This is a genomic window from Sinorhizobium saheli, from assembly GCF_001651875.1.
GTDB classification, from domain to species: domain Bacteria; phylum Pseudomonadota; class Alphaproteobacteria; order Rhizobiales; family Rhizobiaceae; genus Sinorhizobium; species Sinorhizobium saheli.
The window spans coordinates 175,077-198,825 of sequence record NZ_LNQB01000073.1 but is presented as its reverse complement, the minus strand read 5'-3'; the positions used below and the strand labels follow the sequence as shown (position 1 = coordinate 198,825).

Genomic DNA, 23,749 nt, shown 5'->3' with positions numbered 1-23,749 from the left:
TTTAGCAGATTGGAATAAAGTTGCTGCGTGCTGACAAAAATTATGTTTGGACTTTTCGCCGATCAGTGTTAATGCAGTAACCGCAAAGTGTCGTTATGGAATATACTTTGACGCGGAATTCCAGTTTGAGTTGTGATGCTTTTCCGTTGCTTTGAGGTGCTGGCCGTCACGGTGCCTTGGTAACGGGTTTCCCTGTCACAATTCGAGCCTTGATGTAGTGGCGAAACTACGGTCTCCGCGACGCGGTTTAGCGGTGGGTTCCGAGGTGGGAAGCGCCATTCGGCGGCACTTTGCGCATCCTCCCCCTGAAACGGCGTTTCAGGTTTTGTTGCAGATTCCGATAGGAGAAAGAAATGACAGAGACTTCGCTCGGCGCGAGCAATGAACTCCTGGTTGAGCTTACGGCGGAGATCGTCGCCGCCTATGTAAGCAACCATGTGGTTCCTGTTGCCGAGCTTCCGACACTCATAGCCGACGTTCATTCGGCGTTGAACAACACGACGGCTCCCGCGCCCGTGGTGGTTCCGGTCGAAAAGCCGAAGCCTGCGGTTTCGGTGCGCAAGTCCGTGCAGGACGACCAGATCACCTGCCTCGAATGTGGCGGCACCTTCAAGTCGCTGAAGCGGCACCTGATGACCCACCACAATCTTTCGCCGGAAGAATATCGCGAAAAATGGGATCTGCCCGCGGACTACCCGATGGTCGCGCCGGCCTATGCGGAAGCCCGCTCGCGGCTCGCCAAGGAAATGGGCCTCGGACAGCGTCGCAAGCGCCGCGGCAAGTGAGCCCACTCGGCTCGGCCCAGCCGTTCCTCAGCCGCAACGGCTTGAGGGTGTGCCTGCCGACGCGGCGCTCGTCGCCGCGTGTCCGCCCGGGAGAATTTCGCAGAGGCGCTTGACCGGTGCCCTTAACCGGTGCCTGCGCTAAATGCGAACTGCGCTTCATCGAATTGGAAGGCCGGCCGGACAGTCCGGCCTTTTTCATGTGCGGGGCACGACGCCCCTGCAGCGCCCATCATCGTCAGGCCGGCAGCCGGAGCTCGGCCTCGCTCTTGATGCGCCGGATCATCGACCGGAGGCCGTTGGCGCGCTGCGACGAAAGGTGTTCGATGAGGCCGATCCGGCCGAAGATGTCGAGGGCGTCGGTCCTGGCGATCTCGGATGCCCGCTTGCCCGAGAAGATGGCCAGGGCGATGGCGACGAGGCCGCGGACGATATGGGCGTCCGATTCCCCCTCGAAGGTAAGGACCGGGTCTTCGGGTTCGCCGGCGGTGCGCGTCACCAGCCAGACCTGGCTTGCGCAGCCCTGAACCTTGTTCTCGCTCGTTCTCAAGGCCTCCGGCATTTCCGGCAGGCTCTTGCCCAGCTCGATCACATAGCGATAGCGGTCTTCCCACTCGTCGAGGAAGGCGAAGTCGTCGATGATCTGCTCAAGTGAAGTCATGGCTGGTCCGGTTGCCGGCGGCTGCGGACGACCGTCGTCCGCGTCACGCGCGCCTCCTCGACCCCGCGGCTCAAGAAAACGGGATCCATTCACTTCATATAGGAGATGCTGGGCGCAAAGAGAACAGCCAATCGGCATTTGGCCCGTTCGGACTGGCATGGCCCAAGAGGCGTGGAACGGTCGCTCGGCGCTGCTATCTGGTTGCGGCGGCTTTGGGGTCGAGGCGCCTTTCCGGCACCGGCGTGCGCTTGAAGGTCGGCACGGCTTCGCTTGCCGGGTCTTCGGCGGGGACGTTCGCCGCCGGGGCGACCGTACCGGTCATGACCTTGGCATCCGGTGCGCCCGTCTCGGTTTCCGCAAACTGGGTGTTGAGAAACTCGTAGGCGATCCTCGCACCCTCGCGGGCACGGTGGCCGAGGGCGACGAAGGTCTCCCCGCCCTTCTCGCAGACGTCCGGCTTCTGGATGCAGATCGCGCTGATATATTGGAAAGCCTCGTTGGCGGCCGAGAAGGTATCGCCGATCTCCACCTTCGGAGCGTGCTCGAGCTTGGCGCTGCTCGAAGGATCCAGGAACGGCAGCAGCACCAGCACCAGCGAGAACCAGAATGTCGCCTTTACGAGAAACCACATCGTCTGCCCATCCTCTGTTTGCCGGCGGCCGGATTTGCCGCTGTCGGCAGAGCGCTCGTGCATCCGCTGATGCGTTTAGCGCCCATTTGCCATGGTGGGCACCTGTCGTTTCGGGCCCGGCCATGTCGTTGGTCTCGACCCTAGAGCGGGAATCACAAAGCGGCTTTTCCAAAAACAATCGGGTTTGTTTCAAATTTTAGCGAACCGCCGGTTCTGAGCCTTCCCGCACCCCCTTTTCCTCGCATTTTAGCGATTGCCGTTAAGGTTCGTGGCAGGGCTCGTCCTGCCGAACCTTGAGCGGCCGGCACCGGCATCGGCGGTCCCTGCCCAAATCGTTAATGCGAACCGGAAAATGCACGAAAATCCGCCGCTTACGCCCCGTTAACCACAACGGACGAAGCTCGCCCGGATTGCGTCAAAACGGGAACATTCGCCCGTCCGGGGCGCCTTCCGGGGGCGCCCGCTTATTCTTTCATTAAGTCGGGGATGCGAGATTCGGACCATCACGAGGCGATCCGCCTGCGCCCCGCGAAAAAAGGCGGAAGGCTCCCGGAGCCGCCTCGAAAGAACAACAAAGGCAGCAGGGCAAGGCGTGAGTGTATTGCGTGACATGGCTGGCAAATGGGCATCCCGCGTGGGTGAAACGGCCGCATCCTGGACGCCACGCAGCGCGGGTCTTGCGCTTTCACGCCGCGACCTCGGGCGCCTGCGCGCCGTCGCCGCGGTCGCCCTGACCGCGCTGCCGATCGTTCCGCTGATCCTGACGACGGCATTGCCGGTATCGGCGGCCCTGCCGGTCGGAACCGCTTTGTGGGCTTCGGCTTCCCTGCTTGCGGCAGCCGCGGCGATTGCCGGCCGCGGCACGCCGCCGACGGCAGAGGAGGCGGAACCGGTGTCGCCTGCGAATTTGCCCGACCTCTCGGCCGCCTGCGATCTATTTGCCGGTCTCGTGACCATCCATGATGGTCGCGGTCACGTGCTTTCCGTCCATGGCCGCGATGCGCCCGAGCATCTGCAATTAATGCGCGATCCCCACGGGCGCGGCTTCCTCGAGCAGATTCACGTGTCGGATCGCATCGCCTTTCTGAGCGCCATCGATTCGCTGCGGCAGGAGGCGGAAAGCGCCGCCGTCGACTTCCGGCTCGAACGCCTGCCGGTGCCGGCAGACGGCGCTCAATTCGCGCACATGCGCTGCGAGATGACGCCGCTTCGGAGCGTCGACGGGCGATTGCTCGCGATCATCGCCCAGTCGCGCGATGTCTCCGAAGAGGCGCGCCTGCGCGCCGAGGCAGCGGCGAAGGCAGCCCATGCCGAATCGGCAAACGATGCCAAGTCCCGGTTCCTCGCCGCCGTCAGCCACGAGCTGCGCACGCCGCTCAATGCCATTCTCGGCTTTTCCGATGTCCTCGCAGGAGAGTATTTCGGCAAGCTCGAGAACGATCGTCAGCGCGAATATGTATCGCTGATCCATCGCTCCGGCACGCATCTCCTCTCCGTGGTGAACACCATGCTCGACATGAGCAAGATCGAGTCCGGACGCTACGAACTCGTGCGCGAGCCGTTCCGCGTGGCCGAGGCGATTGCCGCCTGCGAGGCGATGCTGTCGCATCAGGCGCGCGAAAAGGGCGTGCGACTGACGAGCCGCGTCACGCGCTCGGTCGGCGAGATCAACGCGGACCAGCGCGCGTTCCAGCAGATCCTCATCAATCTCGTCGGCAATGCGATCAAGTTCACGAATGCAGGCGGTCTGGTCACCGTCGATGCCGAGCTCGAAGGCGCGATGCTGAGGCTCACCGTCAGCGATACCGGCATCGGCATCGCCGAGGACAAGCTCAAGATGCTGGGCCAACCTTTCGTCCAGATTCAGAATGACTATACGCGCCGCTATGAGGGCACCGGGCTCGGCCTGTCGCTGGTCAAGGGGCTGACGGAACTGCATGGCGGCGATGTCTCGATCCGGAGCTCGGAAGGCGAGGGGACCGTGGTCGTGGTGTCGATTCCGCGCGCGGGTTCCGACGGCGCCGAGGCGGGCCACGCAAGCGCCGTTACGGTCGAGTTTCCGCCGCGATTGAAGGAACGAGGCGAGGGAAGGAGCGATCAGGCGAGGCCTGTGCCGGCGACGGCTCCTGAAGGCGAAGCAAAGGGCAGGGAAGGGGGACATGGCGCCGCGCAAGCGAAAACAGCCTGAGCGGAAACGAGCGGCGCGACCGGGCGCGGGCCTTGGCCTGCGCACAATCGCGTTCGCCGGTCGTGGCCTCGTGCTCGCCGGTCGGTTGATCGCCCGCTATCCAATCGGCGCCGGCGGCACGGCGGCCTTCGCCGTTGTCTTCAGTTTCGTCGCCGCCAATGCCATCTGGTATCAGCACGGCGCCCATCCCTCGCCGCTCATGCGCACCCGTGTGCCCCTCGTCGGCCCCGAAGTTGCCGCGCGCCTTGCCGCCGCCAAGGGGGAGGCGGTCGAGCCGCGCAAGGTGACGACCTTCGTCATAGAACGCGAAGGCGAGGCGAAGGCCGGGAAGACCGATGAGGCGGCAGCCGGAGAAACGATGCCGGCCGAACGGCACGCACCGCCGTCGGACGCGCCCGGTCAGGCGGGCTCGATCATGGTCGCCGATATCCAGAAGGAGCTGCTGCGCCTCGGTCTTTACGAGGGCTTGGCGGACGGCCGCAGCGGTCCGATGACCTCGGCCGCGATCCTGCGCTTCGAGAAACAGGCGGGCCGGGTGGAGACCGGCACGCCGAGCGCCGATCTGCTGCAGGCGCTGCGCGGCGCAAACAGCGCCCGGCCGGCGGTCGCGACCCCCGGCAACCGGCCCTATGCCGATCCGAAGGCCGTGCCCGCCGAAGCGGACCCCGTCGCGGCGGCGATCCGCAGCGCCGAGAAGGACAACGATCTCGTGCCGCCGGCGACCGTGCCGGTTTCGAGCGAAATGGTCATGAATATCCAGAAGGGGCTCAGCAATCTCGCCTATGCGGAAATCGTCGTCGATGGCGTCGCCGGCGAGCAGACGCGCGCGGCCATCCGCCGTTTCGAGAAGCACTACCGGCTTCCCCAGACCGGCGAGCCCAACGCCAAGGTCTTGAAGAAGCTGAAGGAGATCGGCGCGCTCTGATGAGAAGCGCGCGCGCTTTCGCAGATCCGCTTTTCGCTAACGCCTCTAAGCTGAAGCCGCTATCAGCCCGAAATCCGCGGACCGGCGCGCGGTTGCGTCTCTCCGGCCCGGCGTGTATCAGGCTCGCATGCGCCTGAAATCCCAGATCTTCGTCTCCTCGCTGCTGCGGAACGCCTTTGTGCGGGGGGGCTACGCAGCCGTGCTGCGCAAGGGGGCGGAAGAGGCCGGCGCGATCTTCATCCGCCAGCGCTCCCGGATCGGAACCGAGACGCTCTACGCGCCCGCGCCGCAGAACTTCTTCGAGGACGAGGACGGTACTGCACGGAAGTTCGAGGCCCGGCTGCGGGACGTCGAGGCCGAGAGCGTCGACAGCGCGCTTTCATCGGAAATCCGCTTCGATCCGGATTGCTGGATCGTCGAGATCGAGCTGGACGATTGCGACGGTCTGTTCGAGGTCGTGGACGACGTCGACGGCGCTCGGCGGTGATGCGAGGTCTGGCTTAGAGCGGGATGCGCTCACACGCGTTCGGGCCACCGCCCTATCTGTTTGTTTTTGCCGCATTTGTGCGACGTCAGGTGATTGCACCTGACTGCAAGATTCTAGCGCCGGCCAAAACCGCGCTGCGGCTGCGCCGAGGTGCCCTGTGTCGGTGCGGGGCGGGTTTCCTGCCGGCGGGGATCGGCGGGGCGGTTCTCCGCGAACAGGGCCTCGCGGCGGGCGGGACCCTCATGCGCATCGGCACGGAGCCAGGCTTCCACCCGTTCGACGCTTGCCTGCCGGTCCACATTTTCGATGAGGACCTCGGCGCGGGTGCTGCCGCCGAGCCTCTCGGAAAGATGCGGGTAGAGGGCGACGAGCAGGCGATCCATATCGCCGGCGGGGAAGGCCAGTGCCGAAAGCGTTGCGGCGAGTTGCTGGCCGGAGACATCGAGCAGGATCCGCTCCGCGAGGTCTCGACTTGCGCCCAAGGCGTCCGCAAGGGCCGTTGCGAAAAGAACGGCCTCGCCATTGCGCGCAAACCGCATGAGCAATGCGCAATGAAGCTCGTCGATCGGCTGGAGCCGCGGCGTCTTGGCCCTGTCCCTCGTTCCGGCGCGGGCCAAGGCCTTGATATCCTCGCGCAGCTTTTCTTCGCGGTCGGAGGCCGCTGCCCGTGTCTCCTGCGCGGCAGGGGCGGCGCCGGCACGGGGCCGCTCGGGAAGGCTGGCCGGCTGGTGGTGTTCCACCAGGGCGTCGACAAGCGACGGCGAGAGGTTCTCCCGGCGGGCGATCGCGGCGGCATGGGCGGCCCCCTGCTCGCGTATGATCGACACGAGCGCGCGATCGGAGATCGCCTTGGAGCGGGTCAGGAAGGCGGCGGCGATCGAAATCGGCATGTTGCCGATCAGAAGCGCGACGGCTTCCGGCACGTGAGGGCATTGCGAGAGCGCGGCGGCCGCCTGGCGGCGGGCTTCGTTGCTGGAACCGAGGAAAAGCGGCTCGAACAGCTCGGCGAATTGCCTCATGTCGGACTTGCTCGGGATGCGAAGGCTCTCGAAGCCGGTGACGGTCGCCATCAAGACGACGTCCTTCAGCCGGCCCGTTTGCGGCCTTTCCAACTCACGAAACCGGTTCGTCACGACATATCCTAGTACGCAAAGCATGACGCCATTGCCGACGGCTCGGAACGGCACACGTCCTTGAAAGTAGATTGAAAACGTTAGCGTAGCATTAACTATGGCCGTTGGGGCTTTATTCAGCCTTGCGTCATTCTCGTGACGAGCGCGCCACGTGGCGCCGTTCGCACCGCCAGGGGCGCAAAGTCGCTGCAGCAGTTTGAATTTGCTGCATGTCCGAGTCCTTCTATCGCCGCCGATTCAAGGAGATATGCACGAGCGGTGATGCAGCGCTCGGCCATAAAAACTCCACAAGCGCTTCTATTTGATCCGGCTGACGGTGAAGAGCGGATTCGCTCGCCGAACGAGGGGGCCGGGTGCGGCTTTCCGTGTGGGAGATCGATTGTGAAGAATGCGTTTTTGCGGGTGGCGGCGATTTGTGCGGCTTTGGCGGTGCCCGCGGCTGCCTGGGCGGCTGAAGGCTTTGCGACTGCCAATGTCAATATGCGATCGGGGCCGAGCACGCGCTATCCGGCCGTGACCCTCATTCCGGCCGGCGAATCGGTGGAAATCCATGGATGCCTGGCCGACCGCCCGTGGTGCGATGTTTCCTTCTACGGGGGTCGCGGGTGGGTCGCCGGGCAATACGTGCAGGCCGCCTATCGCAGCCGCCGGGTCTATGTCGAACCGGAATATTACCGCCCGCTCGGCATTCCGACGATCGTCTTCGAGTTCGACCGCTATTGGGACCGCAATTACCGCGGACGCGATTTCTACCGCGATCGCGACCGCTGGCGCGGCAACCCGCAGTGGATCGAGGAGCGGCGCGAGCGCGATTGGGAACGCCGGCGCCAGCGTGAACGGCGAGAATGGGAGAGCGAGCGCGAGCGGCGCGAATGGGAGCGTGCGCGGGAGCGGCGCGAATGGGAGCGGGAAGGCCGTCGCGACGACGGGGAGCGGCGGCGCCGGGTCGATGAAGATGGACGCGGTGAATGGCAGGGTGAGAACCGCGAGCGCCGTCATGTTCCGCGGCCGATGGGGGAATGCACCTACAAGGACTTTCCGTGCAGAACTGAGTAGGAGGGATAGGCGGGCGACGGGCGCGGGGCCGGGGCTCGCGCCGCGACCCGCACTGCAGCCCTCGATCTGCAGCGCCGTGCGTCTGACCGGACGCGCGGCGCCGTAGGCACGTCGGATCGTGATCGTTCCAGTCCACGTCTGGTCGATCCGATGCGAGCCGGCCGCCTTCTCGCGGGCCCGAAGAATTGCCTTTCCGCCGGTGGGAACCATTCCGATTCCGACGCGTTTGAAAAACCGCGTAACGGAGAGGAATGGAAAGATGGCGGAGAAGAAATTGGCGGCAGTGGGCCTCGAACCGGATACCGAAAAGCAACCAACCCAGACACAAGTCGAACTCGAGACGCAGATCGCGGAGCTCAGGGCCGAGATCAGCCGGCTGACCGATACGGTCACGGCCATCGGCAGCGGCGCGAAGGCGGTCGTGCAAGGCGAAGCGGAGCTGATGGCCGAGCGTGTGCGGGAGCGCGTTCGCGAAGAACCGATCTCGACGCTGCTGACGGTCGCCGGCGTCGCCTTCCTGTTCGGCTTGCTTGCGCGGCGCTAGAGCGGGATGCACTCACATGCGTTCGTGCCACCGCACTACCTGTCTGTTTTTGCCGCATTCGTGCGACGTCAGGTGATTCCAGCTGACTGCAATGCTCTGGGCGCCCCCGACGCGCGAAGCAGCCCGGCGAACGGCGCGACCGTCGAACTTTGCCCGCCCTCGGGGTGCGGAATTGACGGAGGTTAATGCGCCGACGTCCGGATTAAGAAACCGTTAACCGCGCTGTGGCTCAATCGAGGCGGGCACGCTATTATCGACTTTGCATCTGATGACCGAAACGACGACATCCGGGTCAGCCGGAAGAAGGAGTGGGTGAGATGGGCGCGTCTGCCGGGGCATCCCCGACAATGCGCCAGCCCGTGATCGGGCAGGGTGAAAATCTGTACGGTAGTTCATCCGTCTCGTGAATGTATGGAGACGAGCATGGCAGACGTAATCAGAATGCAGGACCGCAAGGTCAAGCGACCGCGACGAAGACTCCCTGTCGCGGCGGGTGGCGCTAAAGTGTTGTTCTTCACCGGCATCCGCTACGAACGTCTCGACGGCCGCGGACCCCAGCCCAGCGCTCCGGCGGGCCGGCGGATCAAGAAGCAGTAGCCTCCGGAGAAGGGCGACAGCACCCGTCCGGGTGCCCCGGCGCGGCCGCACGCCGTCGCCAAGCCGAATGCGGCTTACCCGAACCCCACGTCCTCACCCCATTCACCTACAGCGGCACGCGCTCGCAGCGTTCCCGCCACCGCTTTTTCCGTTTGTTTCGCCGCATTTGTGCGACGTCAGGTAATTCCACCTGACTGCAAAATGCCCTTGCTATCTCTGGAAGGGCTCGCATCTCGACTCGGTGAGGAAGCTGCGAACCTGCTCTTCGAAGCTGTCGAGGGGGGCCAAGGCGCGAAGAACGGCATATCCCTCCTCGTCCTTCATCTCGATCATGATCGTTTGCGCCAGTGCTTCTGGCGGCGACTTGCGCAGTTCGACGAGCTGAATCGGCGTCGCAACGACGAGATCGAGATTGCCGTTCACTGCCGTCTGGTCGTTCATGCTGAAGACCTCGTTCGAACCGCTGTCGAAGATCGAAAGCGACCAGAACGGCACGGCGCCGCGGGCGAGGAAGCGCGCCGGCCCCTCGGCCACCGAAAAGCTGCAGACGGCGGTGCGCAGAAACGGATCGTTGTTGTCAAGGCCGGTCGGACCCGGCTCCATCGTCAGGGGAAAGAAGCTGTCCATCTCGAGCAGGCCGAGCACGCGCGTATAGGCGTCCCGGCCGGTAAACTGAGGGAGGGTGAGCACGATGACGATGTGCAGAAGCGCCGCCCCGATCAGGCCGACGAGGACGGCGAAGAGCACGCTACGCATGTCCGCACCCGGTCTTGACGATCTTCGGCATGGCAAGGTCGATCAGGCCGGACGAGCCGGCGGTCGGCGTATCGAGCAAGGTCAAGACCAGCCTGAAATTGCCGGTGTGGCGGATGGCGAGCCAGTTGTCTGGCTGGGCGATGGGGGACGCGTGAATGACGAAGCTGCTGTCGGCGGCGCGAAGCACAGTCCAGGAATTGATCGCCGAGGGCACGTCCGGCCCAGGCCGCAGCGCTGCGCCGTTCGACGCGGTCGCATAAAGGGTCCAGAAGCGCGCCGGCGGCGTGACGCCCGAAATGTCGTAGGAGCAGGCGGCCGACAGACTGGCGCCGCTGTCGTCGGTTGCGGCGGTGAACATCAGCCCTTCGGCGCCGCCGTATAGCAATTCGCCGGCGCGGGCGCGGTGGGCCTTGGCGTAGGGGTCGGCCGCGAGCGTTTGCGCTTCGGGGAACGCCACCCATGGGCCGATCGCGATCGAGCCGAAGCCGACGGTCGCCTTCAGTGCCCACAGGACCGAAGCGATGCCGCCGCCAAACGTGGCGATCAGGGCAACGGCGACAAGGAGGGGAACTCGGAACAAGAGGCGGCTCTATGGAATGATGTGTCGTTTACCCTTGCGGCAGCGGGCGTCAGGGCGGCACCTGCTTCGCAGCCCAGAAAACGGATTTCCGGCTGCGAAGTCAATTGTTTGTCGCATCTGTCGGGAGCGGCGTCGTGGTGCCCCCGTCCGGCGCGTCGAGCGCGGCCACCCTGCCGCCCGTCCTTTCTCGCGCCTTCAGGGGCGGAGCCTTCTCGAATGCGTCGCCGATCGACTTCAGGAGGCGTGTCACTTCCGTGGAAAGCGAGCGCGGGCGCACCAGCGGCGGCAGTGCGTTCTCGTCCGGCTTTGCGGCGGCCACAGTGGGCTGGCGCTTGCTGTCGGAAGGCGCGGGGTCGATCCCGGGGATCTGGCGATGCTCGATGCCCTGTTCGGCATAATCCATCAGCCGCTTGAAGGTCATGGCCGGCAGAGAGCCGCCGGTCATCTCTTCGGTCGAGGTGTAGTCATCGTTGCCGAACCAGACGGCGGTGGTGTAGTCGCCCGTGAAGCCGACGAACCAGGCATCTCGATAGGCTTGCGTCGTCCCGGTTTTGCCGCCGGTGACGATGCCGTTGTCGAGGGCGGCGCGGCGCCCCGTGCCGATGACGGGGATCTGGGTCAGGATCCGGTTCATCGACGACACCGCCTGCTCGCTCAAGACCCGCTGCGCCGGCGGCGCGTCGCGCCGGAAATCGTAGAGAATGTCGCCGTCATAGTTGAGAATCTGGCTGATGCCGTGGCGTCGCGCCTGGAAACCGCCGGCCGGGAAGACGGCATAGGCCGTTGCCTGGTCGAGCACGGTGACTTCCGAAGTGCCGAGGGGCATGGTCTTGTCGGTGCGGATCGGCGTCTCGACGCCCATTTTCTTGGCGGTCGCGGCGATGATCTCGGTGCCGAGCTTATCCTTGGCAAGGCGGACGGGTATCGTGTTGATCGATCGTGCCAGGGCGTTCATCAGCGTCACGCGGCCGGCATAGCTGCGGCCGTAGTTCTGCGGCGACCAGCCGCGCCAGGTGATGGGCGCATCGACGACGACCGTCTCCGGCGTCATGCCTTTTTCCATTGCAGCGGCGTAGGTATAGACCTTGAAGGACGAGCCCGGCTGGCGCAGCGCCCGGGTGGCGCGGTTGAACTGGCTTTCGCCATAGTCGCGGCCGCCGACCATGGCGCGCACGGCGCCGCCGTGTTCGATCATCACCAGCGCGCCCTGCTTCACCTTGTAGCTTTCGCCATACTGCCTGAGTCCCGATTCGACCGACTCCTCGGCGGCCTGCTGCAGGCCCATGTCGATCGTCGTGCGCACGATCAGCGAATGCTGGGCGAAGGGCGTGGCGATCCGCTGGACCTCCTCGAAGGCCCAGTCGAGGAAGAAATCCGGGGCCTTGACCTGGGCGCGGTCAATGACGGTTGCCGGATTGAGGCGGGCGGCGATCACCTGGCCTTCGGTCATCAGCCCGCCCTGGACCATGTTGCTCAGGACCTCGTTGGCGCGGGCGCGCGCCGCCGGCAGGTTTACATGCGGGGCATAGCGCGCCGGGGCCTTGAAGAGGCCGGCGAGCATCGCGGACTCGGCAAGATTGATGTCGGTGATCGCCTTGCCGAAATAGAATTGCGCGGCGGCCGCTGCGCCGAAGGTGCCGCCGCCCATATAGGCGCGGTCGAGATAGAGCCGGAGAATCTCCTTCTTCGAGAGATTGCATTCGAGCCAGACGGCAAGGAAGGCCTCCTTGATCTTGCGCTCGATCGTGCGCTCGTTCGAGAGGAACAGGTTCTTCGCGAGCTGCTGGGTGAGGGTGGACCCGCCCTGGACCACGCCGCCCGCGCGGGCATTCTCGGTCATGGCGCGCGCAAGGCCGAAGAAGTCGATGCCCCAATGTTCGAAGAAGCGCCGGTCCTCGGTCGCCAGCACGGCCTTGATCAGATGATCCGGCAACTCGTCGATCGGAACGGAATCCTCATGGATGATGCCGCGATGGCCGATCTCGTTGCCGTAACGGTCGAGGAAGGTGACCGCGAAGTCGCCCTGGGCGCGCCAGTTGCCCTTGGTCTCCTCGAAGGCGGGAAGGGCGAGCGCCAGCATCAGAACGGAACCGACGGTGCCCCAGGTCATGCCTTCACCCAGAACTTCGAAAAGGACTCGTTTCCAGCCGCGCATGCGGAAGCGGCGGAAGAAGATGGTGATGTCCTCCCACCATTCGCCGAGCCTGAACCCGGCGTTCCATACCGTCGAGTCGATCCAGGAATCGATCCTGAGGAAGATGTGGCGCCTCTTCGGCCGGTTGTCCTCTTTCCTCGGTTCCTGCACGGCTTTCACATCCCGACGGTTCTGCCCATGACGATATTTGCATGGCGCGAAAATCCAATCTACTTGCATATCGTGCCATCGGCCTTAAAAAACCGGCAATTTTCTGAGAAGTTTCCACCTTGGCGTGGAAATAAAAAAAGTGTGACGCATGGGCGAAATGCCTTTCTGGAAGACGAAGACGCTCGACGAGATGACCAACGCCGAGTGGGAGAGCATCTGCGACGGCTGCGGGCTCTGTTGCCTCAACAAGCTTGAGGATTGGGACACCGGAGAGATCGCCTGGACCTCGATCCGCTGCACGCTGCTCGACGGCGAGAGCTGCCGCTGCAGGGACTACGACAATCGCCAGGCGACGGTGCCGGACTGCATCCAGCTTACGCCCGAGGCGGTGCGCGAGATCACCTGGCTGCCGCCGACCTGCGGCTATCGCCTGATCGCCGAGGGCCGAGACCTCTATTGGTGGCATCCGCTCGTCTCCGGCGACCCCGAGACAGTGCATGCGGCCGGCATATCGGTGCGCGGACGCACCGTCGCCGAGGACGGCATCGATCTCGAGGACTACGAGGACTATCTGGTGACATGGCCGCTCGAGGTGGGGACGGAGCCGGCGGAATAGGCCGGCTCGGCGTGACGGTCAGTGACGACCGTTCTTCTTGACGAGGCTCTTCGGCGCGGCGTTGCGCCAGGCGGTCTCCAAAGATTCGCGAATGAGCTCCTCGTCGGCGTCGACGAAATAGAAGGAGGTCCAACCGCGTGCGCCCCAGCCGCCCGGAACGGCGGCGCAGACGCTGGGCTCCGTTTCCAAGAGCATGCGCTGCTGTTCGGGTGTGAACTTGAAGACCGCACGACCCGCCTCGGGGAGGGTCATGAAGATGCGCTTGCCCACACGGAAATCCCGCGTTCCGAAATGGGCATTTTCCTGAGTCCCAGGCAGACTCAGCGCCAGCTTTTCGATCTCTTCGCTCAGCATGCGAAAAGAGTAGCACGGAAATGCCGATTGGCAAAAAACCCTCCGGCCGCCACCGGGGCGGCCGGAGGGTTTCATCCTCGAAAAATCGGATGGTCCTGACGAGCTTCGCCGGGAGGCTTACTCTGCGGGCGGAACGGGTTTCTGCGCAGCTTCGCCGGCCGTGCGCATTTCGCGCCACTCGTTCTCGAAGCGGTCGAGCAGCGACTGTGGAATCCTGGATTGCGGCAATACGGGCGGCTTGTTCGCGAATGTCTGCATCCGTTCCTCCTGAGTAAGACGGTTGGAATGCGCAGGACCATTTCACAGGGCAAAGGCTTTGTAAATCAGTGGGTTAAATGATTTAAACGATTGAAGAATATTTAAATCGATTAATTTTCGCGCGATCCACAGGGGTGTGTCGAGCTTCGCAGCGCCATAGCCGGGCTGCGGCCGCGGTGGCTCGTGACCGAATGGAATCGGGAGGGAGAAGGCCAAAAGGGCGACAACTTTGAAGGCGATAAGGCAAGGCAGCACCGTACCTCGATCGACGCGCGAGTTCTGGAATCAGACTCTCTTCCCGAAGAGATGCTTCTCTGTTTGCTTTGCCGCATTCGTGCGACGTCAGGTGATTTTACCTGACTGCAAAATGCTCTAAGCGACTCCAAGGATTCGCAAATTCTTCAAAGTTGAAGCGACAGTTGAGGGGAGCGCGAGCATCAGGCTCGGGCCCGTCGAGATCGTGGTCCGTCACGACATTGTAGCCTCTGGCCCGACAGGCGGCCGGCCTTTTGCCGACGTGAAACCGCGGGTCGCGGCGCAACGCTTCGACCCTGCAATCTGTGGTGGCTTTCGTGAATGGTTGAGGCATTCGACGTCGTGCCGGCTCCCGCCGTTCCGCGAGCCGACATTCATTTGCCATTCAGCCTGTATCGGTTAATGATTTTGCCATAGTGCTTCCCAAGTCGAAAGTGCGTTCATGTCCTCATTTCTGACCATAGCCGCGCTTGCCGCTGGCCTCGCGGGCTCCTCTCGGCCTGCCGTCGACGTGCCTCCGGTTGTCCTGCGCGCGGCTGGCGATTGCAGCGCTGCCGCAGCCCAGGTCGTGGCCGAAACGGGCGGCGAACTGCTCTCGGCCCGGCCGACGGGCGATGGTCAGTGCGTTATAACCGTGCTAATCCCGGGCAATGGCGGCCGGCCGAAGAAGGTGACGGTGAAGGTGCCGATGTAGGCCGCTCGAGACGTGGCCCATCAGCGAAGGGACGTAAGCAAGAGATGCGCATTCTGATAGTCGAGGACGACGCCAATCTGAACCGGCAACTGGCCGAGGCGTTGAAGGAAGCCGGCTATGTCGTCGACCAGGCCTTTGACGGCGAGGAAGGTCATTATCTCGGCGACGCGGAGCCCTATGACGCGGTGGTCCTCGATATCGGCCTTCCCGAAATGGACGGCATCACCGTGCTCGAAAAGTGGCGCGCCGACGGCAAGACGATGCCGGTCCTGATCCTGACGGCGCGCGACCGCTGGAGCGACAAGGTAGCAGGCATCGACGCCGGTGCCGACGACTACGTGGCCAAGCCCTTCCATGTCGAGGAGGTGCTCGCCCGCATCCGGGCGCTGATCCGCCGCGCGGCAGGCCATGCAAGCTCCGAGATCGTCTGCGGGCCCGTGCGCCTCGATACCAAGGGCTCCAAGGCGACGGTCGGCGGCGTGGCGCTGAAGCTCACCTCGCACGAGTTCCGCCTGCTCTCCTATCTCATGCACCATATGGGGCAGGTGGTTTCGCGCACCGAACTGGTCGAGCACATGTATGATCAGGACTTCGACCGAGATTCCAATACGATCGAGGTCTTCATCGGCCGGCTCCGCAAGAAGATCGGCAATGACCTGATCGAGACGGTGCGCGGTCTCGGATATCGCATGCAAGCACCAGGCAATGGCCATTAGATCCCTCACGGCGCGCGTTCTCGCGGTTTCGACCGTCTGGGCCGTCGTTGCCCTCGTCGTCATCGGCGTGGTGATCTCGGCGCTTTACCGGCAGGGTTCGGAACGCGGCTTCCAGGATCTCCTGCGGGCGCAGCTCTACAACGTCATCAACTCGATCTCGGTCGACGACAAGGCCGCCCTGTCCGGCAGCCCCCAACTTGGCGACCTGCGCTTTTCGCAGCCGCAGACCGGCTGGTACTGGATCGTCGAGCCGATCGGCGAATTCGAAACGCAGCCGTTGATATCGACGTCGCTCGGCACGGCGAAACTGCCGATCGCCAGTGTCGACGAGGTCCCCTTCGACATCCGCTACGAGCGCTTCTACACGACCAAGGATCCGTTCGGAAACGAAGTCGAGGTGGCCGAAACCGAGGTCGTGCTGGACATCCAGGGCCATACCGCCCGCTTTCGTGTCGCCGGTAATCGTGACGTGCTCGAGGCGGACATCGATCGCTTCACCCGCAATCTGACGATCGCGCTTTCGATCTTCGGGATCGGCGGCCTCGGCGTGAATGCGTTGACCATCCTGTTCGGCCTGAAGCCGCTCGACCAGGTGCGCCGGTCGCTCGAGAAGATCCGCACCGGCGAGAGCGAGCGGCTCGACGGCGCGTTCCCGCGCGAGATCCAGCCGCTCGCCAACGAGGTGAACGCGCTGATCGACAGCAACCGCCGCATCGTCGAACGCGCGCGCATGCAGGTCGGCAATCTCGCGCACTCGCTGAAGACGCCGATCGCGGTGCTGCTCAACGAGGCGCGCGTCCTGGAAGTGCCGCATGGCGAACTGATCAGGGCGCAGGCGGATGCCATGCAGACGCAGGTGCAATCCTATCTGAGCCGCGCCCGGATCGCCGCCCAGCGCGGCTCGATCCTGGCGAGGACCGAGGCGCAGCCGGCGCTGGAGCGGATCGTCCGGGTATTGCGGCGGCTCAATCCCGAAAGAGAGTTCAGCCTGTCGATCGATCCGCCGGGGCTGATACTGGCGATGGAGCAGCAGGACGTCGAGGAAACGGTGGGCAACCTGCTCGAGAACGCTGCGCGCCACGCGCGTGACCACGTCTCGCTGAACGTGCGGCCGGCGCCGGACGACACGCGCGGCAAGGAACCCGGCCGGCAATGGATCGTGCTCGAGATCGACGATGACGGGCCGGGGCTCGATCCCGACCAGATCGCGCTCGCGATGAAGCGCGGCAAGCGGCTCGATGAAAGCAAGCCCGGTACCGGGCTCGGCCTGTCGATCGTCAGCGAGATTGTCGGAGAATACCAGGGCACCGTGGAGCTCAGCCGGCGCGACGAGGGCGGGCTCAGGGCGAGGCTCGTCCTTCCGGCTGCGGTCTGAGGCGGGCGGCGGGGGTGCTTCGTGACGATGCCGGCACCGGCCTGAAACGGGACAACGTGATCCGCCGGTCACACCACGAACTCAAAAATACCGACGCCGCCAAGGGGCGGTTGCCTCAACCAGCGGAGGGTGCAAAAAGAAAACCGAGAGGAGCCGCCGTGCCGACGGGATATCCCGGAAGGCCGCGCGGCGCCCGGTCAATAAGGATTTGAGTAGTCGCGTATCATGAGGAATTACGCAGAAATGGCGCGGGCCTTCGCATCAGGCGGAAGGATCGCGGTGGTGGCTTCGGCCGTGCTCCTCGCCGGCTGCGGCACGACCTCAACCGGCTCCCGCGGCACTGCGATCGCCGGTCTTGGCGGGGCCTCGACGCGCGGAGCCTCGTCGGCGACCTATATCGAAGCCCTGCAGGGCGGTGTCATTGCGCGCCTTGGCGCCATCGATCTCAGCAAGTCGGACCGGCAGCGGGCACTGGAAGCGGAGTATCGTGCGCTCGAGGCGGCACCCGGCGGCCAGCCGGTTGCCTGGGAGGGCCATAACGTCAGCGGTTCCGTCGTCGCGGCCGCCCCTTACCAGGTCGGATCTCAGAACTGCCGCCAGTACAGCCACACCGTTACCGTGAAGGGTGAGGCGACGACCGCGCGGGGAGCGGCCTGCCGCAACGCCGACGGAAGCTGGTCGCCGCTCACCTGAGCGGACGGCGCCCCGGACGGCGGCAACCTTGCAGGGCCCGCCGAAACGTTCTGAAATCCCGTCGTGGCACCGGTGTGCCGGCAAAGGGCGCGCCGTGCCCGGCGATGCGGGCCTGTCTTGCGGCGAAACGCCTCAAATATCCGTCATTTCCGGTTTTCGAGTTGGAATGGCGCGGGCCTCATAGTATTTCCCCTCCATGTTGTTCTGGATCCTCGTCGCCATCCTGACGGCGGCTGTCGCAGCCGTGCTCGTCCTGCCGCTCATGCGGGCCGCAGTGCCGCTGCCGTCGCCCCATAGCCATGACATCGAGGTCTATCGCGATCAGCTCGACGAACTGGCGCGGGATCGCGAAGCCGGCCTGATCGGCGGCGAGGAGGCGGAACTCGCCAGGGCCGAGATCGCCCGCCGGCTGCTCGCCGCCAGCGCTGCCGATGCGACCGCCGGGCAGAGTGCGCCGAAGCGGTTGCTGTCGAGCCGGCATGCCCAGGCTTTCATCTTTCTTTGTCTTCCGGCGATAGGCGTCGGTCTTTACCTGATGACGGGCAGCCCGGGCGTCCCGGCGCAGCCGCTGGCGGCGCGGCTCGCCAGCCCCGGTGACGACATCAACATCCTGATCGCAAACGCGGAAAATCGCCTGGCGCTCAATCCGGGAGACGGGGCGGGCTGGGATCTGCTGGCGCCGATCTATATGCGCAGTGGCCGCGTGGACGACGCCGTGGACGCCTATGACCGCGCGATCCGGCTCATGGGACCGACGCCGGCGAGACTGGGCGGTTACGCCGAGGCCCTGGTGGTGCAGTCCGGCGGCCTCGTGACGGCGGAGGCCCAGAGCGCCTTGGAGAAGGCACTTGCCCTCGATTCCGACGATCCGCGCTCCGAGTTCTACCTGGCGCTCGGTCTGAGGCAGGAGGGCAAGCGGGCGGAGGCGCTCGCGGCGTTCCGCAAGCTCGCCGGCAAGTCGCCGGCGGACGCGACCTGGATGCCGTTCGTCAACCGGCATATCGCCGAGCTCGGCGGCCCCCCGCCGGACGCCGCTGGGGCCGCCCCCGGAAATCCGACATCCAAGGATATCGCCGCCGCCGACGAGATGGGCGCGGGCGACCGGCAGGCGATGATCCGCGGCATGGTCGAGAGCCTATCGAGCCGGTTGAAGGAAGACCCAGCGAACTTCGAGGGCTGGACGCGTCTCATCCGTTCCTATGTTGTGCTCGATCAACGAGACAAGGCCGAAGAGGCGTTACGGGAGGGATTGAAGGCCTTTCCGGCGACCGGTGACGAGGGAAAACAATTGCTGGCGTTGGGCCGCGAACTCGGCATCGACGCAAGCGGAGAGGAAAAATGACGCGTAAGCAGAAGCGGTTGGCGATCATCGGCGGGGGCGTCGGGTTCCTGACGGCCGCGGTGTTGCTGGTGATGTTCGCCTTCAGCCAGGCGGTTGCCTATTTCTACGTGCCGGGCGACCTCGCCAAGGCCAGCGTCGCGCCCGGAACGCGCATCCGCCTCGGCGGTCTGGTCGAGACCGGTTCCGTCAAGCGGGGCGAGGGAAGGACCGTCACCTTCAACGTGACTGACACGCTGGCGACGGTATCCGTGACCTATACGGGCATCCTGCCCGATCTCTTTCGCGAGGGCCAGGGCGTGGTGGCCGAGGGTGCATTCGCCGCCGGCAGCCCGGTTTTCGTTGCCGACACGGTGCTTGCCAAGCATGACGAAACCTACATGCCGAAGGATGTCGCGGATCGCTTGAAGGCGCAGGGCGTTACACTCGGCGGGAAGGAAAACATCCGGTGATCATAGAACTCGGCCACTATGCGCTGGTGCTGGCGCTGGCGACGGCGATCATCCAGGCGTGGCTGCCGATCGCAGGGGTCACGCGCGGCGACCGCGCCTTGATGGAACTGGCCTCAAGCGCTGCCGTCGTTTGCTTCCTGCTCGTCGCCTTCTCCTTCGCCGTCCTCACCTTCGCCTACGTGACCTCCGACTTTTCGGTCAGGAACGTCTGGGAGAATTCGCATTCCCTGAAGCCGCTGATCTACAAGATGACCGGCGTGTGGGGAAACCACGAGGGCTCGATGCTCCTCTGGCTCCTGATCCTAGTCTTCTTCTCCGCGCTCGTTTCGCTTTTCGGCCGCAGCCTGCCCGAGACGCTGAAGGCGACGGTGCTTGCGGTGCAGGCCTGGATCGCCGGCGCCTTCGCCCTCTTCATCCTGCTCACCTCCAATCCCTTCGCGCGCCTGATACCGGCACCGGGCGAGGGCAAGGACCTCAATCCCGTCCTTCAGGACATCGGCCTCTCCATCCACCCGCCCTTGCTCTATCTCGGCTATGTCGGCTTCTCCGTCTGCTTCTCCTTCGCGGTCGCGGCTCTGATCGAGGGGAGGATCGACGCGGCCTGGGCGCGCTGGGTCAGGCCCTGGACGCTTGCGGCCTGGACATGCCTCACCGCGGGCATCGCTATGGGCTCCTACTGGGCCTATTACGAGCTCGGCTGGGGCGGCTGGTGGTTCTGGGATCCGGTCGAGAATGCCTCCTTCATGCCCTGGCTTGCCGGCACCGCGCTCCTGCACTCGGCGCTGGTGATGGAGAAACGCGAGGCACTGAAGATCTGGACGGTGCTGCTTGCCATCCTGACCTTCTCGCTGTCGCTGCTCGGCACTTTCCTGGTGCGCTCGGGCGTGCTGACCTCGGTCCATGCCTTCGCAACCGACCCGACGCGCGGCGTGTTCATTCTCGCCATCCTGGTGATCTTCATCGGCGGCGCCTTTTCGCTCTTCGCCCTCCGCGCGTCGCACCTCAAGGCCGGCGGCATATTCGCGCCGATCTCGCGCGAGGGCGCGCTCGTCCTGAACAATCTGATCCTGACGACGGCGACGGCGACGGTGCTCACCGGGACGCTCTATCCGCTGCTGCTCGAAGCGCTGACCGGCGACAAGATCTCGGTCGGCGCGCCGTTCTTCAACATGACCTTCGGCCTGCTGATGCTGCCGCTCATCGCCGTCGTTCCCTTCGGGCCGCTGCTCGCCTGGAAGCGCGGCGATCTGGCGGGTGCGGCACAACGCCTTTTCGCAGCCGCCGCCATCGGGCTCGTCGTCGCCGCGACCTGTTACTATGCGGCCAATGGCGGCCCGGTTCTCGCGCCGCTCGGCATCGGCCTCGGCGCCTATCTGATCCTGGGTGCGCTTACCGACCTCGTCCTGCGCTCGGGGCTCGGCAAGGTGGCCGGCGGTGTCGCCTGGAGGCGGCTCACGGGTCTGCCGCGTTCGGCCTTCGGCACGGCGCTCGCCCATATCGGCCTCGGCATCACGCTGATCGGCATCGTCACCGTGACGGCCTTCCAGACGGAGGTGGTTGCCGAGATGAAGCCCGGAGCGATGATCGACGTGGGCCGGTACAGCCTGCGCTTCGACGGCATGCGCCAGGGGCGCGGGCCGAACTACACCGAGGAGAGGGGCCATTTCACCGTCAGCCGCGGCGGCGTCGCGGTGACCGAGATCTGGTCGTCGAAACGGCTCTATCCGGCGCGCCGGATGCCGACGACGGAAGCCGGGATCCGGACCTTCGGGCTCAGCCAGCTCTATGTCTCGCTGGGCGACCAGATGGCCGGCGGCGGCATCGTCGTGCGCATCTGGTGGAAACCGTTGATCCTCTGCATCTGGGGCGGCGCGCTCGTCATGATGGCCGGCGGCATCGTTTCGCTCAGCGACCGTCGTTTGCGCGTCGGGGCGCCGTCCCGCGCAAGGAAAGCGGTGCTCGCCACGGGAGCGGCCGAATGATCCGCGTTCTCCTGGCGCTCTTCCTCATCCTTGCCGCCGTGCCGGCCCTGGCGGTCGATCCCGACGAGGTGCTCGCCGATCCGGCGCTCGAGGCGCGTGCCCGGGCGATTTCGGCCCAGCTTCGCTGCATGGTCTGCCAGAACCAGTCGATCGACGATTCCAATGCCGAACTCGCCAAGGATCTCCGGGTGCTGGTGCGCGAGCGCCTGTCGGCGGGCGACAGCGACGAGGCGGTCATCTCCTATGTCGTTTCGCGCTATGGCGAGTTCGTGCTCCTGAAGCCCCGCTTCGAGATGAAGACGCTGATCCTTTGGGGCATGCCGGTCATGCTGCTCGTCATCGGCACCGTCACGCTCATCGTCGCGGCGCGGCGGCGCGGCGCGCGGCCCGCGGGTGCGCCGCTTTCGGACGAGGAAAAGGAAAAGCTGGACCGGGTTCTCAGGTCCTGAGACAGCCGGCGTTCCGAAAAGACGAACGAGTCCAGCCTTTTGACACGTTTTGCGGGGTTGCGCCGGCGCAGCCGCGCGAGGCGCTGCCGTCATCCATTTCGAACATTACCAAAAATTCATCTTCCGGACAGAACTCAGTAAGGTCCCCTTCGTTAAATCTCTAGGCCATCGGCTGTTGCTCAGCCAGACGGGCGGTGACCCGCCGGGAGACCGTCGGAAGCCGCTCGCGGACAAGGGTTTCGCAAGCCGCCCCAAAGGCTGGCTTCAAGAGAGAAGGCAAAACGAATGTCTACGATCAAGAATCACCGTCCCTCCCTCAAAACTGTGCTGAAGACCTCGACCGTTGCCGGTCTCGCGGCAGTGATGCTGTCGACCGGCCTGCCGGCTCAAATCACGCAGTCCTTTGCAGAGGCGGTCAGCGTGCAGGCGCCGGCGGTTCCGAGCTTCGCCAATGTGGTCGACGCGGTCACCCCGGCCGTCGTTTCCGTCCGCGTTCAGGCGCGCGAGCGTCAGGATGCCGACTCCGACACCTATACTTTCGACTTCGGCCGCGGCTTCGAGGACCTGCCCGACGATCATCCGCTGAAGCGTTTCTTCCGTGAATTCGGCGGTCCCGACGGCGACCGGGCCGATCGCTGGCGCGATCGCCGCGGCCCCCGTGGCGAAGGTCGCCTGCGGCCGCGGGCACAGGGCTCGGGCTTCTTCATCACTGAGGATGGCTACCTCGTCACCAACAATCACGTCGTCTCGGACGGCTCCGCCTTTACCGTCATCCTCAACGACGGAACGGAGCTTGAAGCCAAGCTGGTCGGCAAGGATAGCCGCACCGACCTCGCCGTCCTCAAGGTCGACGCGGGCAATCGCAAGTTCACCTATGTCAGCTTCGCCGATGACAGCAAGGTTCGCGTCGGCGACTGGGTCGTCGCGGTCGGCAACCCCTTCGGTCTCGGCGGCACGGTGACGGCGGGCATAGTCTCCGCTCGCGGACGCGATATCGGCTCAGGCCCCTATGACGACTACCTGCAGGTCGACGCGGCGGTGAACCGCGGCAACTCCGGTGGTCCGACCTTCAATCTCTCCGGCGAGGTCGTCGGCATCAACACCGCGATCTTCTCGCCCTCGGGCGGCAATATCGGCATTGCCTTTGCCATCCCGTCGTCGGTCGCCAAGGATGTCGTCGATGCCCTCATCAAGGACGGCGAGGTTTCGCGCGGCTGGCTCGGCGTTCAGATCCAGCCGGTCACCAAGGACATCGCCGAATCGCTTGGCCTGTCCGAAGCCAAGGGCGCCCTGGTCGTCGAGCCGCAGGCAGGCTCGCCGGGCGACAAGGCGGGCATCAAGAAGGGTGACGTCGTGACGGCGCTCAACGGCGAGCCGATCAAGGACCCGCGCGACCTCGCGCGCAAGGTTGCCGCGCTGCGGCCGGGTTCCAGTTCCGAGGTGACCCTGTGGCGCAACGGCAAGTCCGAAAGCGTCAAGCTCGAGATCGGAACGCTGCCGAAGGAGTCGACCGACAATGCCCCGGATAGCCGTGATGAGCGGTCCGACCAGGGCCAGACGACGGGCGAGGAGGCGCTTGCCGACCTCGGCCTGGCCGTCATGCCCTCCGATGACGGCAAGGGCGTCACCATCGCCTCCGTCGACCCGGACTCCGACGCCAGCGATCGCGGCTTGAAGGAAGGCGAGAAGATCGTCTCCGTCAACAATCAGGAAGTGAAGTCGGCCGACGACATTCTCAAGGTCATCAACAACGCCAAGAAGGAGGGGCGGAGCAAGGCGCTCTTCCAGATCGAGGCCGATGAAGGCAGCCGCTTCGTCGCCCTGCCCATCACGCAGCAGGGTTGACGACGCGGCCGGACGAGAACCGCAGGGCGGGAGGCGGATAGGAGCGCCATCCTTTCCCCATCCCGCTCCAGTTTGG

25 protein-coding genes are annotated in these 23,749 nt (G+C 64.9%); 17 read left to right on the top strand and 8 right to left on the bottom strand.

The features are described from left to right. Nucleotides 1–353 precede the first annotated feature (353 nt). The gene (gene mucR, locus ATB98_RS14355; protein WP_026612766.1) at nt 354–785 is read left to right on the top strand and encodes an exopolysaccharide biosynthesis transcriptional regulator MucR; all 432 of its coding nucleotides are present in this window, start codon (nt 354–356) and stop codon (nt 783–785) included. 235 nt (nt 786–1,020) lie between these two features. On the opposite strand, the gene ATB98_RS14350 is transcribed toward mucR, so the two are convergent. Both ATB98_RS14350 and ATB98_RS14345 read right to left on the bottom strand, forming a co-directional pair. After that, nucleotides 1,021–1,443 carry a SufE family protein gene (locus tag ATB98_RS14350; RefSeq protein ID WP_066874751.1) on the bottom strand — a complete coding sequence of 141 codons (423 nt, stop codon included), beginning with the start codon at nt 1,441–1,443 and terminating at the stop codon, nt 1,021–1,023. Nucleotides 1,444–1,636: 193 nt separating this feature from the next. After that, on the bottom strand, nt 1,637–2,074 hold the full coding sequence (locus tag ATB98_RS14345) for a DUF5330 domain-containing protein (protein ID WP_066875573.1): 438 nt from the start codon (nt 2,072–2,074) through the stop codon (nt 1,637–1,639). 610 nt (nt 2,075–2,684) lie between these two features. Here ATB98_RS14345 and ATB98_RS14340 point away from each other — a divergent pair. The 3 genes from ATB98_RS14340 (at nt 2,685) to ATB98_RS14330 (ending at nt 5,674) form a co-directional block, all read left to right on the top strand. Beyond that, complete coding sequence (locus tag ATB98_RS14340; RefSeq protein ID WP_066874750.1) at nt 2,685–4,262, top strand: sensor histidine kinase; 1,578 nt, start codon at nt 2,685–2,687, stop codon at nt 4,260–4,262. Beyond that, nucleotides 4,234–5,187, top strand: a complete 954-nt coding sequence (locus ATB98_RS14335; protein WP_066874749.1) for a peptidoglycan-binding domain-containing protein — start codon at nt 4,234–4,236, stop codon at nt 5,185–5,187. The genes ATB98_RS14340 and ATB98_RS14335 overlap by 29 nt, the downstream gene beginning before the upstream one ends. Before the next feature lie 127 nt (nt 5,188–5,314). Then, nucleotides 5,315–5,674: a DUF1491 family protein gene (locus ATB98_RS14330; protein WP_066874748.1), complete on the top strand. Its 360-nt coding sequence runs from the start codon at nt 5,315–5,317 to the stop codon at nt 5,672–5,674. A gap of 113 nt (nt 5,675–5,787) precedes the next feature. On the opposite strand, the gene ATB98_RS14325 is transcribed toward ATB98_RS14330, so the two are convergent. Then, on the bottom strand, nt 5,788–6,831 hold the full coding sequence (locus ATB98_RS14325) for a DUF2336 domain-containing protein (RefSeq protein WP_066874746.1): 1,044 nt from the start codon (nt 6,829–6,831) through the stop codon (nt 5,788–5,790). Nucleotides 6,832–7,188: 357 nt separating this feature from the next. Here ATB98_RS14325 and ATB98_RS14320 point away from each other — a divergent pair, with 357 nt between their 5' ends. The 3 genes from ATB98_RS14320 to ATB98_RS28965 all read left to right on the top strand — a co-directional run bounded on the left by ATB98_RS14320 (nt 7,189) and on the right by ATB98_RS28965 (nt 9,004). Further along, complete coding sequence (locus tag ATB98_RS14320) at nt 7,189–7,863, top strand: SH3 domain-containing protein (protein ID WP_066874745.1); 675 nt, start codon at nt 7,189–7,191, stop codon at nt 7,861–7,863. Between the two features lie 259 nt (nt 7,864–8,122). Then, on the top strand, nt 8,123–8,407 hold the full coding sequence (locus tag ATB98_RS14315) for a hypothetical protein (protein WP_066874743.1): 285 nt from the start codon (nt 8,123–8,125) through the stop codon (nt 8,405–8,407). A 423-nt stretch (nt 8,408–8,830) separates the two neighbouring features. Continuing rightward, complete coding sequence (locus ATB98_RS28965; protein WP_153435591.1) at nt 8,831–9,004, top strand: hypothetical protein; 174 nt, start codon at nt 8,831–8,833, stop codon at nt 9,002–9,004. Nucleotides 9,005–9,214: 210 nt separating this feature from the next. Here the strand turns inward: ATB98_RS28965 and ATB98_RS14310 are convergent, their stop codons facing one another. From ATB98_RS14310 to ATB98_RS14300, 3 genes are all read right to left on the bottom strand, one after another. After that, the gene (locus ATB98_RS14310; RefSeq protein ID WP_066874738.1) at nt 9,215–9,760 is read right to left on the bottom strand and encodes a DUF1254 domain-containing protein; all 546 of its coding nucleotides are present in this window, start codon (nt 9,758–9,760) and stop codon (nt 9,215–9,217) included. After that, nucleotides 9,753–10,340 (bottom strand): DUF1214 domain-containing protein, encoded by a 588-nt coding sequence (locus ATB98_RS14305; protein ID WP_066874736.1) that lies wholly within the window; start codon nt 10,338–10,340, stop codon nt 9,753–9,755. The genes ATB98_RS14310 and ATB98_RS14305 overlap by 8 nt, the downstream gene beginning before the upstream one ends. A 100-nt stretch (nt 10,341–10,440) precedes the next feature. Then, nucleotides 10,441–12,654 carry a transglycosylase domain-containing protein gene (locus ATB98_RS14300; RefSeq protein ID WP_066874734.1) on the bottom strand — a complete coding sequence of 738 codons (2,214 nt, stop codon included), beginning with the start codon at nt 12,652–12,654 and terminating at the stop codon, nt 10,441–10,443. 139 nt (nt 12,655–12,793) lie between these two features. Between ATB98_RS14300 and ATB98_RS14295 the strand changes: the two genes are divergently transcribed. Next, complete coding sequence (locus tag ATB98_RS14295; RefSeq protein WP_066874732.1) at nt 12,794–13,261, top strand: YcgN family cysteine cluster protein; 468 nt, start codon at nt 12,794–12,796, stop codon at nt 13,259–13,261. Between the two features lie 18 nt (nt 13,262–13,279). Here the strand turns inward: ATB98_RS14295 and ATB98_RS14290 are convergent, their stop codons facing one another. Both ATB98_RS14290 and ATB98_RS29495 read right to left on the bottom strand, forming a co-directional pair. After that, entirely contained in the window at nt 13,280–13,615 is a 336-nt protein-coding gene (locus tag ATB98_RS14290; RefSeq protein ID WP_066874731.1) for an MmcQ/YjbR family DNA-binding protein, read from the bottom strand. A gap of 117 nt (nt 13,616–13,732) precedes the next feature. Next, on the bottom strand, nt 13,733–13,873 hold the full coding sequence (locus ATB98_RS29495; RefSeq protein ID WP_167354078.1) for a hypothetical protein: 141 nt from the start codon (nt 13,871–13,873) through the stop codon (nt 13,733–13,735). Nucleotides 13,874–14,570: 697 nt separating this feature from the next. On the opposite strand from ATB98_RS29495, the gene feuN reads away from it, so the two are divergent. From feuN to ATB98_RS14245, 9 genes are all read left to right on the top strand, one after another. Next, nucleotides 14,571–14,822 carry a two-component system FeuPQ modulator FeuN gene (feuN, locus tag ATB98_RS14285; RefSeq protein ID WP_066874730.1) on the top strand — a complete coding sequence of 84 codons (252 nt, stop codon included), beginning with the start codon at nt 14,571–14,573 and terminating at the stop codon, nt 14,820–14,822. Between the two features lie 44 nt (nt 14,823–14,866). Further along, a complete protein-coding gene (gene feuP / locus ATB98_RS14280; RefSeq protein WP_026612750.1) occupies nt 14,867–15,538 on the top strand; it encodes a two-component system response regulator FeuP in 672 nt (223 codons plus the stop codon). Continuing rightward, on the top strand, nt 15,528–16,913 hold the full coding sequence (locus ATB98_RS14275; protein ID WP_066874729.1) for an ATP-binding protein: 1,386 nt from the start codon (nt 15,528–15,530) through the stop codon (nt 16,911–16,913). Before feuP ends, ATB98_RS14275 begins: the two co-directional genes overlap by 11 nt. Nucleotides 16,914–17,138: 225 nt before the next feature. Continuing rightward, nucleotides 17,139–17,606, top strand: a complete 468-nt coding sequence (locus tag ATB98_RS14270; RefSeq protein ID WP_084435471.1) for a hypothetical protein — start codon at nt 17,139–17,141, stop codon at nt 17,604–17,606. Between the two features lie 196 nt (nt 17,607–17,802). Beyond that, entirely contained in the window at nt 17,803–18,948 is a 1,146-nt protein-coding gene (gene ccmI, locus ATB98_RS14265; protein ID WP_066874722.1) for a c-type cytochrome biogenesis protein CcmI, read from the top strand. Next, nucleotides 18,945–19,397 (top strand): cytochrome c maturation protein CcmE, encoded by a 453-nt coding sequence (ccmE, locus tag ATB98_RS14260; RefSeq protein ID WP_066874721.1) that lies wholly within the window; start codon nt 18,945–18,947, stop codon nt 19,395–19,397. The genes ccmI and ccmE overlap by 4 nt, the downstream gene beginning before the upstream one ends. Next, nucleotides 19,394–21,379, top strand: coding sequence for a heme lyase CcmF/NrfE family subunit (locus ATB98_RS14255; RefSeq protein ID WP_066874716.1), 1,986 nt, complete (start codon nt 19,394–19,396; stop codon nt 21,377–21,379). Before ccmE ends, ATB98_RS14255 begins: the two co-directional genes overlap by 4 nt. Continuing rightward, nucleotides 21,376–21,828, top strand: a complete 453-nt coding sequence (locus tag ATB98_RS14250; RefSeq protein WP_066874709.1) for a cytochrome c-type biogenesis protein — start codon at nt 21,376–21,378, stop codon at nt 21,826–21,828. Before ATB98_RS14255 ends, ATB98_RS14250 begins: the two co-directional genes overlap by 4 nt. A gap of 285 nt (nt 21,829–22,113) precedes the next feature. After that, nucleotides 22,114–23,673: a Do family serine endopeptidase gene (locus ATB98_RS14245; protein WP_066874699.1), complete on the top strand. Its 1,560-nt coding sequence runs from the start codon at nt 22,114–22,116 to the stop codon at nt 23,671–23,673. Nucleotides 23,674–23,749 lie beyond the last annotated feature (76 nt).

What these genes read in the sequence shown, in the direction of transcription:
- mucR (WP_026612766.1), top strand. Translation starts at nt 354, where the DNA reads ATGACAGAGACTTCGCTCGGCGCGAGCAATGAACTCCTGGTTGAGCTT.
- ATB98_RS14350 (WP_066874751.1), bottom strand. Translation starts at nt 1,443, where the DNA reads ATGACTTCACTTGAGCAGATCATCGACGACTTCGCCTTCCTCGACGAG.
- ATB98_RS14345 (WP_066875573.1), bottom strand. Translation starts at nt 2,074, where the DNA reads ATGTGGTTTCTCGTAAAGGCGACATTCTGGTTCTCGCTGGTGCTGGTG.
- ATB98_RS14340 (WP_066874750.1), top strand. Translation starts at nt 2,685, where the DNA reads ATGGCTGGCAAATGGGCATCCCGCGTGGGTGAAACGGCCGCATCCTGG.
- ATB98_RS14335 (WP_066874749.1), top strand. Translation starts at nt 4,234, where the DNA reads ATGGCGCCGCGCAAGCGAAAACAGCCTGAGCGGAAACGAGCGGCGCGA.
- ATB98_RS14330 (WP_066874748.1), top strand. Translation starts at nt 5,315, where the DNA reads ATGCGCCTGAAATCCCAGATCTTCGTCTCCTCGCTGCTGCGGAACGCC.
- ATB98_RS14325 (WP_066874746.1), bottom strand. Translation starts at nt 6,831, where the DNA reads ATGCTTTGCGTACTAGGATATGTCGTGACGAACCGGTTTCGTGAGTTG.
- ATB98_RS14315 (WP_066874743.1), top strand. Translation starts at nt 8,123, where the DNA reads ATGGCGGAGAAGAAATTGGCGGCAGTGGGCCTCGAACCGGATACCGAA.
- ATB98_RS28965 (WP_153435591.1), top strand. Translation starts at nt 8,831, where the DNA reads ATGGCAGACGTAATCAGAATGCAGGACCGCAAGGTCAAGCGACCGCGA.
- ATB98_RS14310 (WP_066874738.1), bottom strand. Translation starts at nt 9,760, where the DNA reads ATGCGTAGCGTGCTCTTCGCCGTCCTCGTCGGCCTGATCGGGGCGGCG.
- ATB98_RS14295 (WP_066874732.1), top strand. Translation starts at nt 12,794, where the DNA reads ATGGGCGAAATGCCTTTCTGGAAGACGAAGACGCTCGACGAGATGACC.
- ATB98_RS14290 (WP_066874731.1), bottom strand. Translation starts at nt 13,615, where the DNA reads ATGCTGAGCGAAGAGATCGAAAAGCTGGCGCTGAGTCTGCCTGGGACT.
- ATB98_RS29495 (WP_167354078.1), bottom strand. Translation starts at nt 13,873, where the DNA reads ATGCAGACATTCGCGAACAAGCCGCCCGTATTGCCGCAATCCAGGATT.
- feuN (WP_066874730.1), top strand. Translation starts at nt 14,571, where the DNA reads ATGTCCTCATTTCTGACCATAGCCGCGCTTGCCGCTGGCCTCGCGGGC.
- feuP (WP_026612750.1), top strand. Translation starts at nt 14,867, where the DNA reads ATGCGCATTCTGATAGTCGAGGACGACGCCAATCTGAACCGGCAACTG.
- ATB98_RS14275 (WP_066874729.1), top strand. Translation starts at nt 15,528, where the DNA reads ATGGCCATTAGATCCCTCACGGCGCGCGTTCTCGCGGTTTCGACCGTC.
- ATB98_RS14270 (WP_084435471.1), top strand. Translation starts at nt 17,139, where the DNA reads ATGAGGAATTACGCAGAAATGGCGCGGGCCTTCGCATCAGGCGGAAGG.
- ccmI (WP_066874722.1), top strand. Translation starts at nt 17,803, where the DNA reads ATGTTGTTCTGGATCCTCGTCGCCATCCTGACGGCGGCTGTCGCAGCC.
- ccmE (WP_066874721.1), top strand. Translation starts at nt 18,945, where the DNA reads ATGACGCGTAAGCAGAAGCGGTTGGCGATCATCGGCGGGGGCGTCGGG.
- ATB98_RS14250 (WP_066874709.1), top strand. Translation starts at nt 21,376, where the DNA reads ATGATCCGCGTTCTCCTGGCGCTCTTCCTCATCCTTGCCGCCGTGCCG.
- ATB98_RS14245 (WP_066874699.1), top strand. Translation starts at nt 22,114, where the DNA reads ATGTCTACGATCAAGAATCACCGTCCCTCCCTCAAAACTGTGCTGAAG.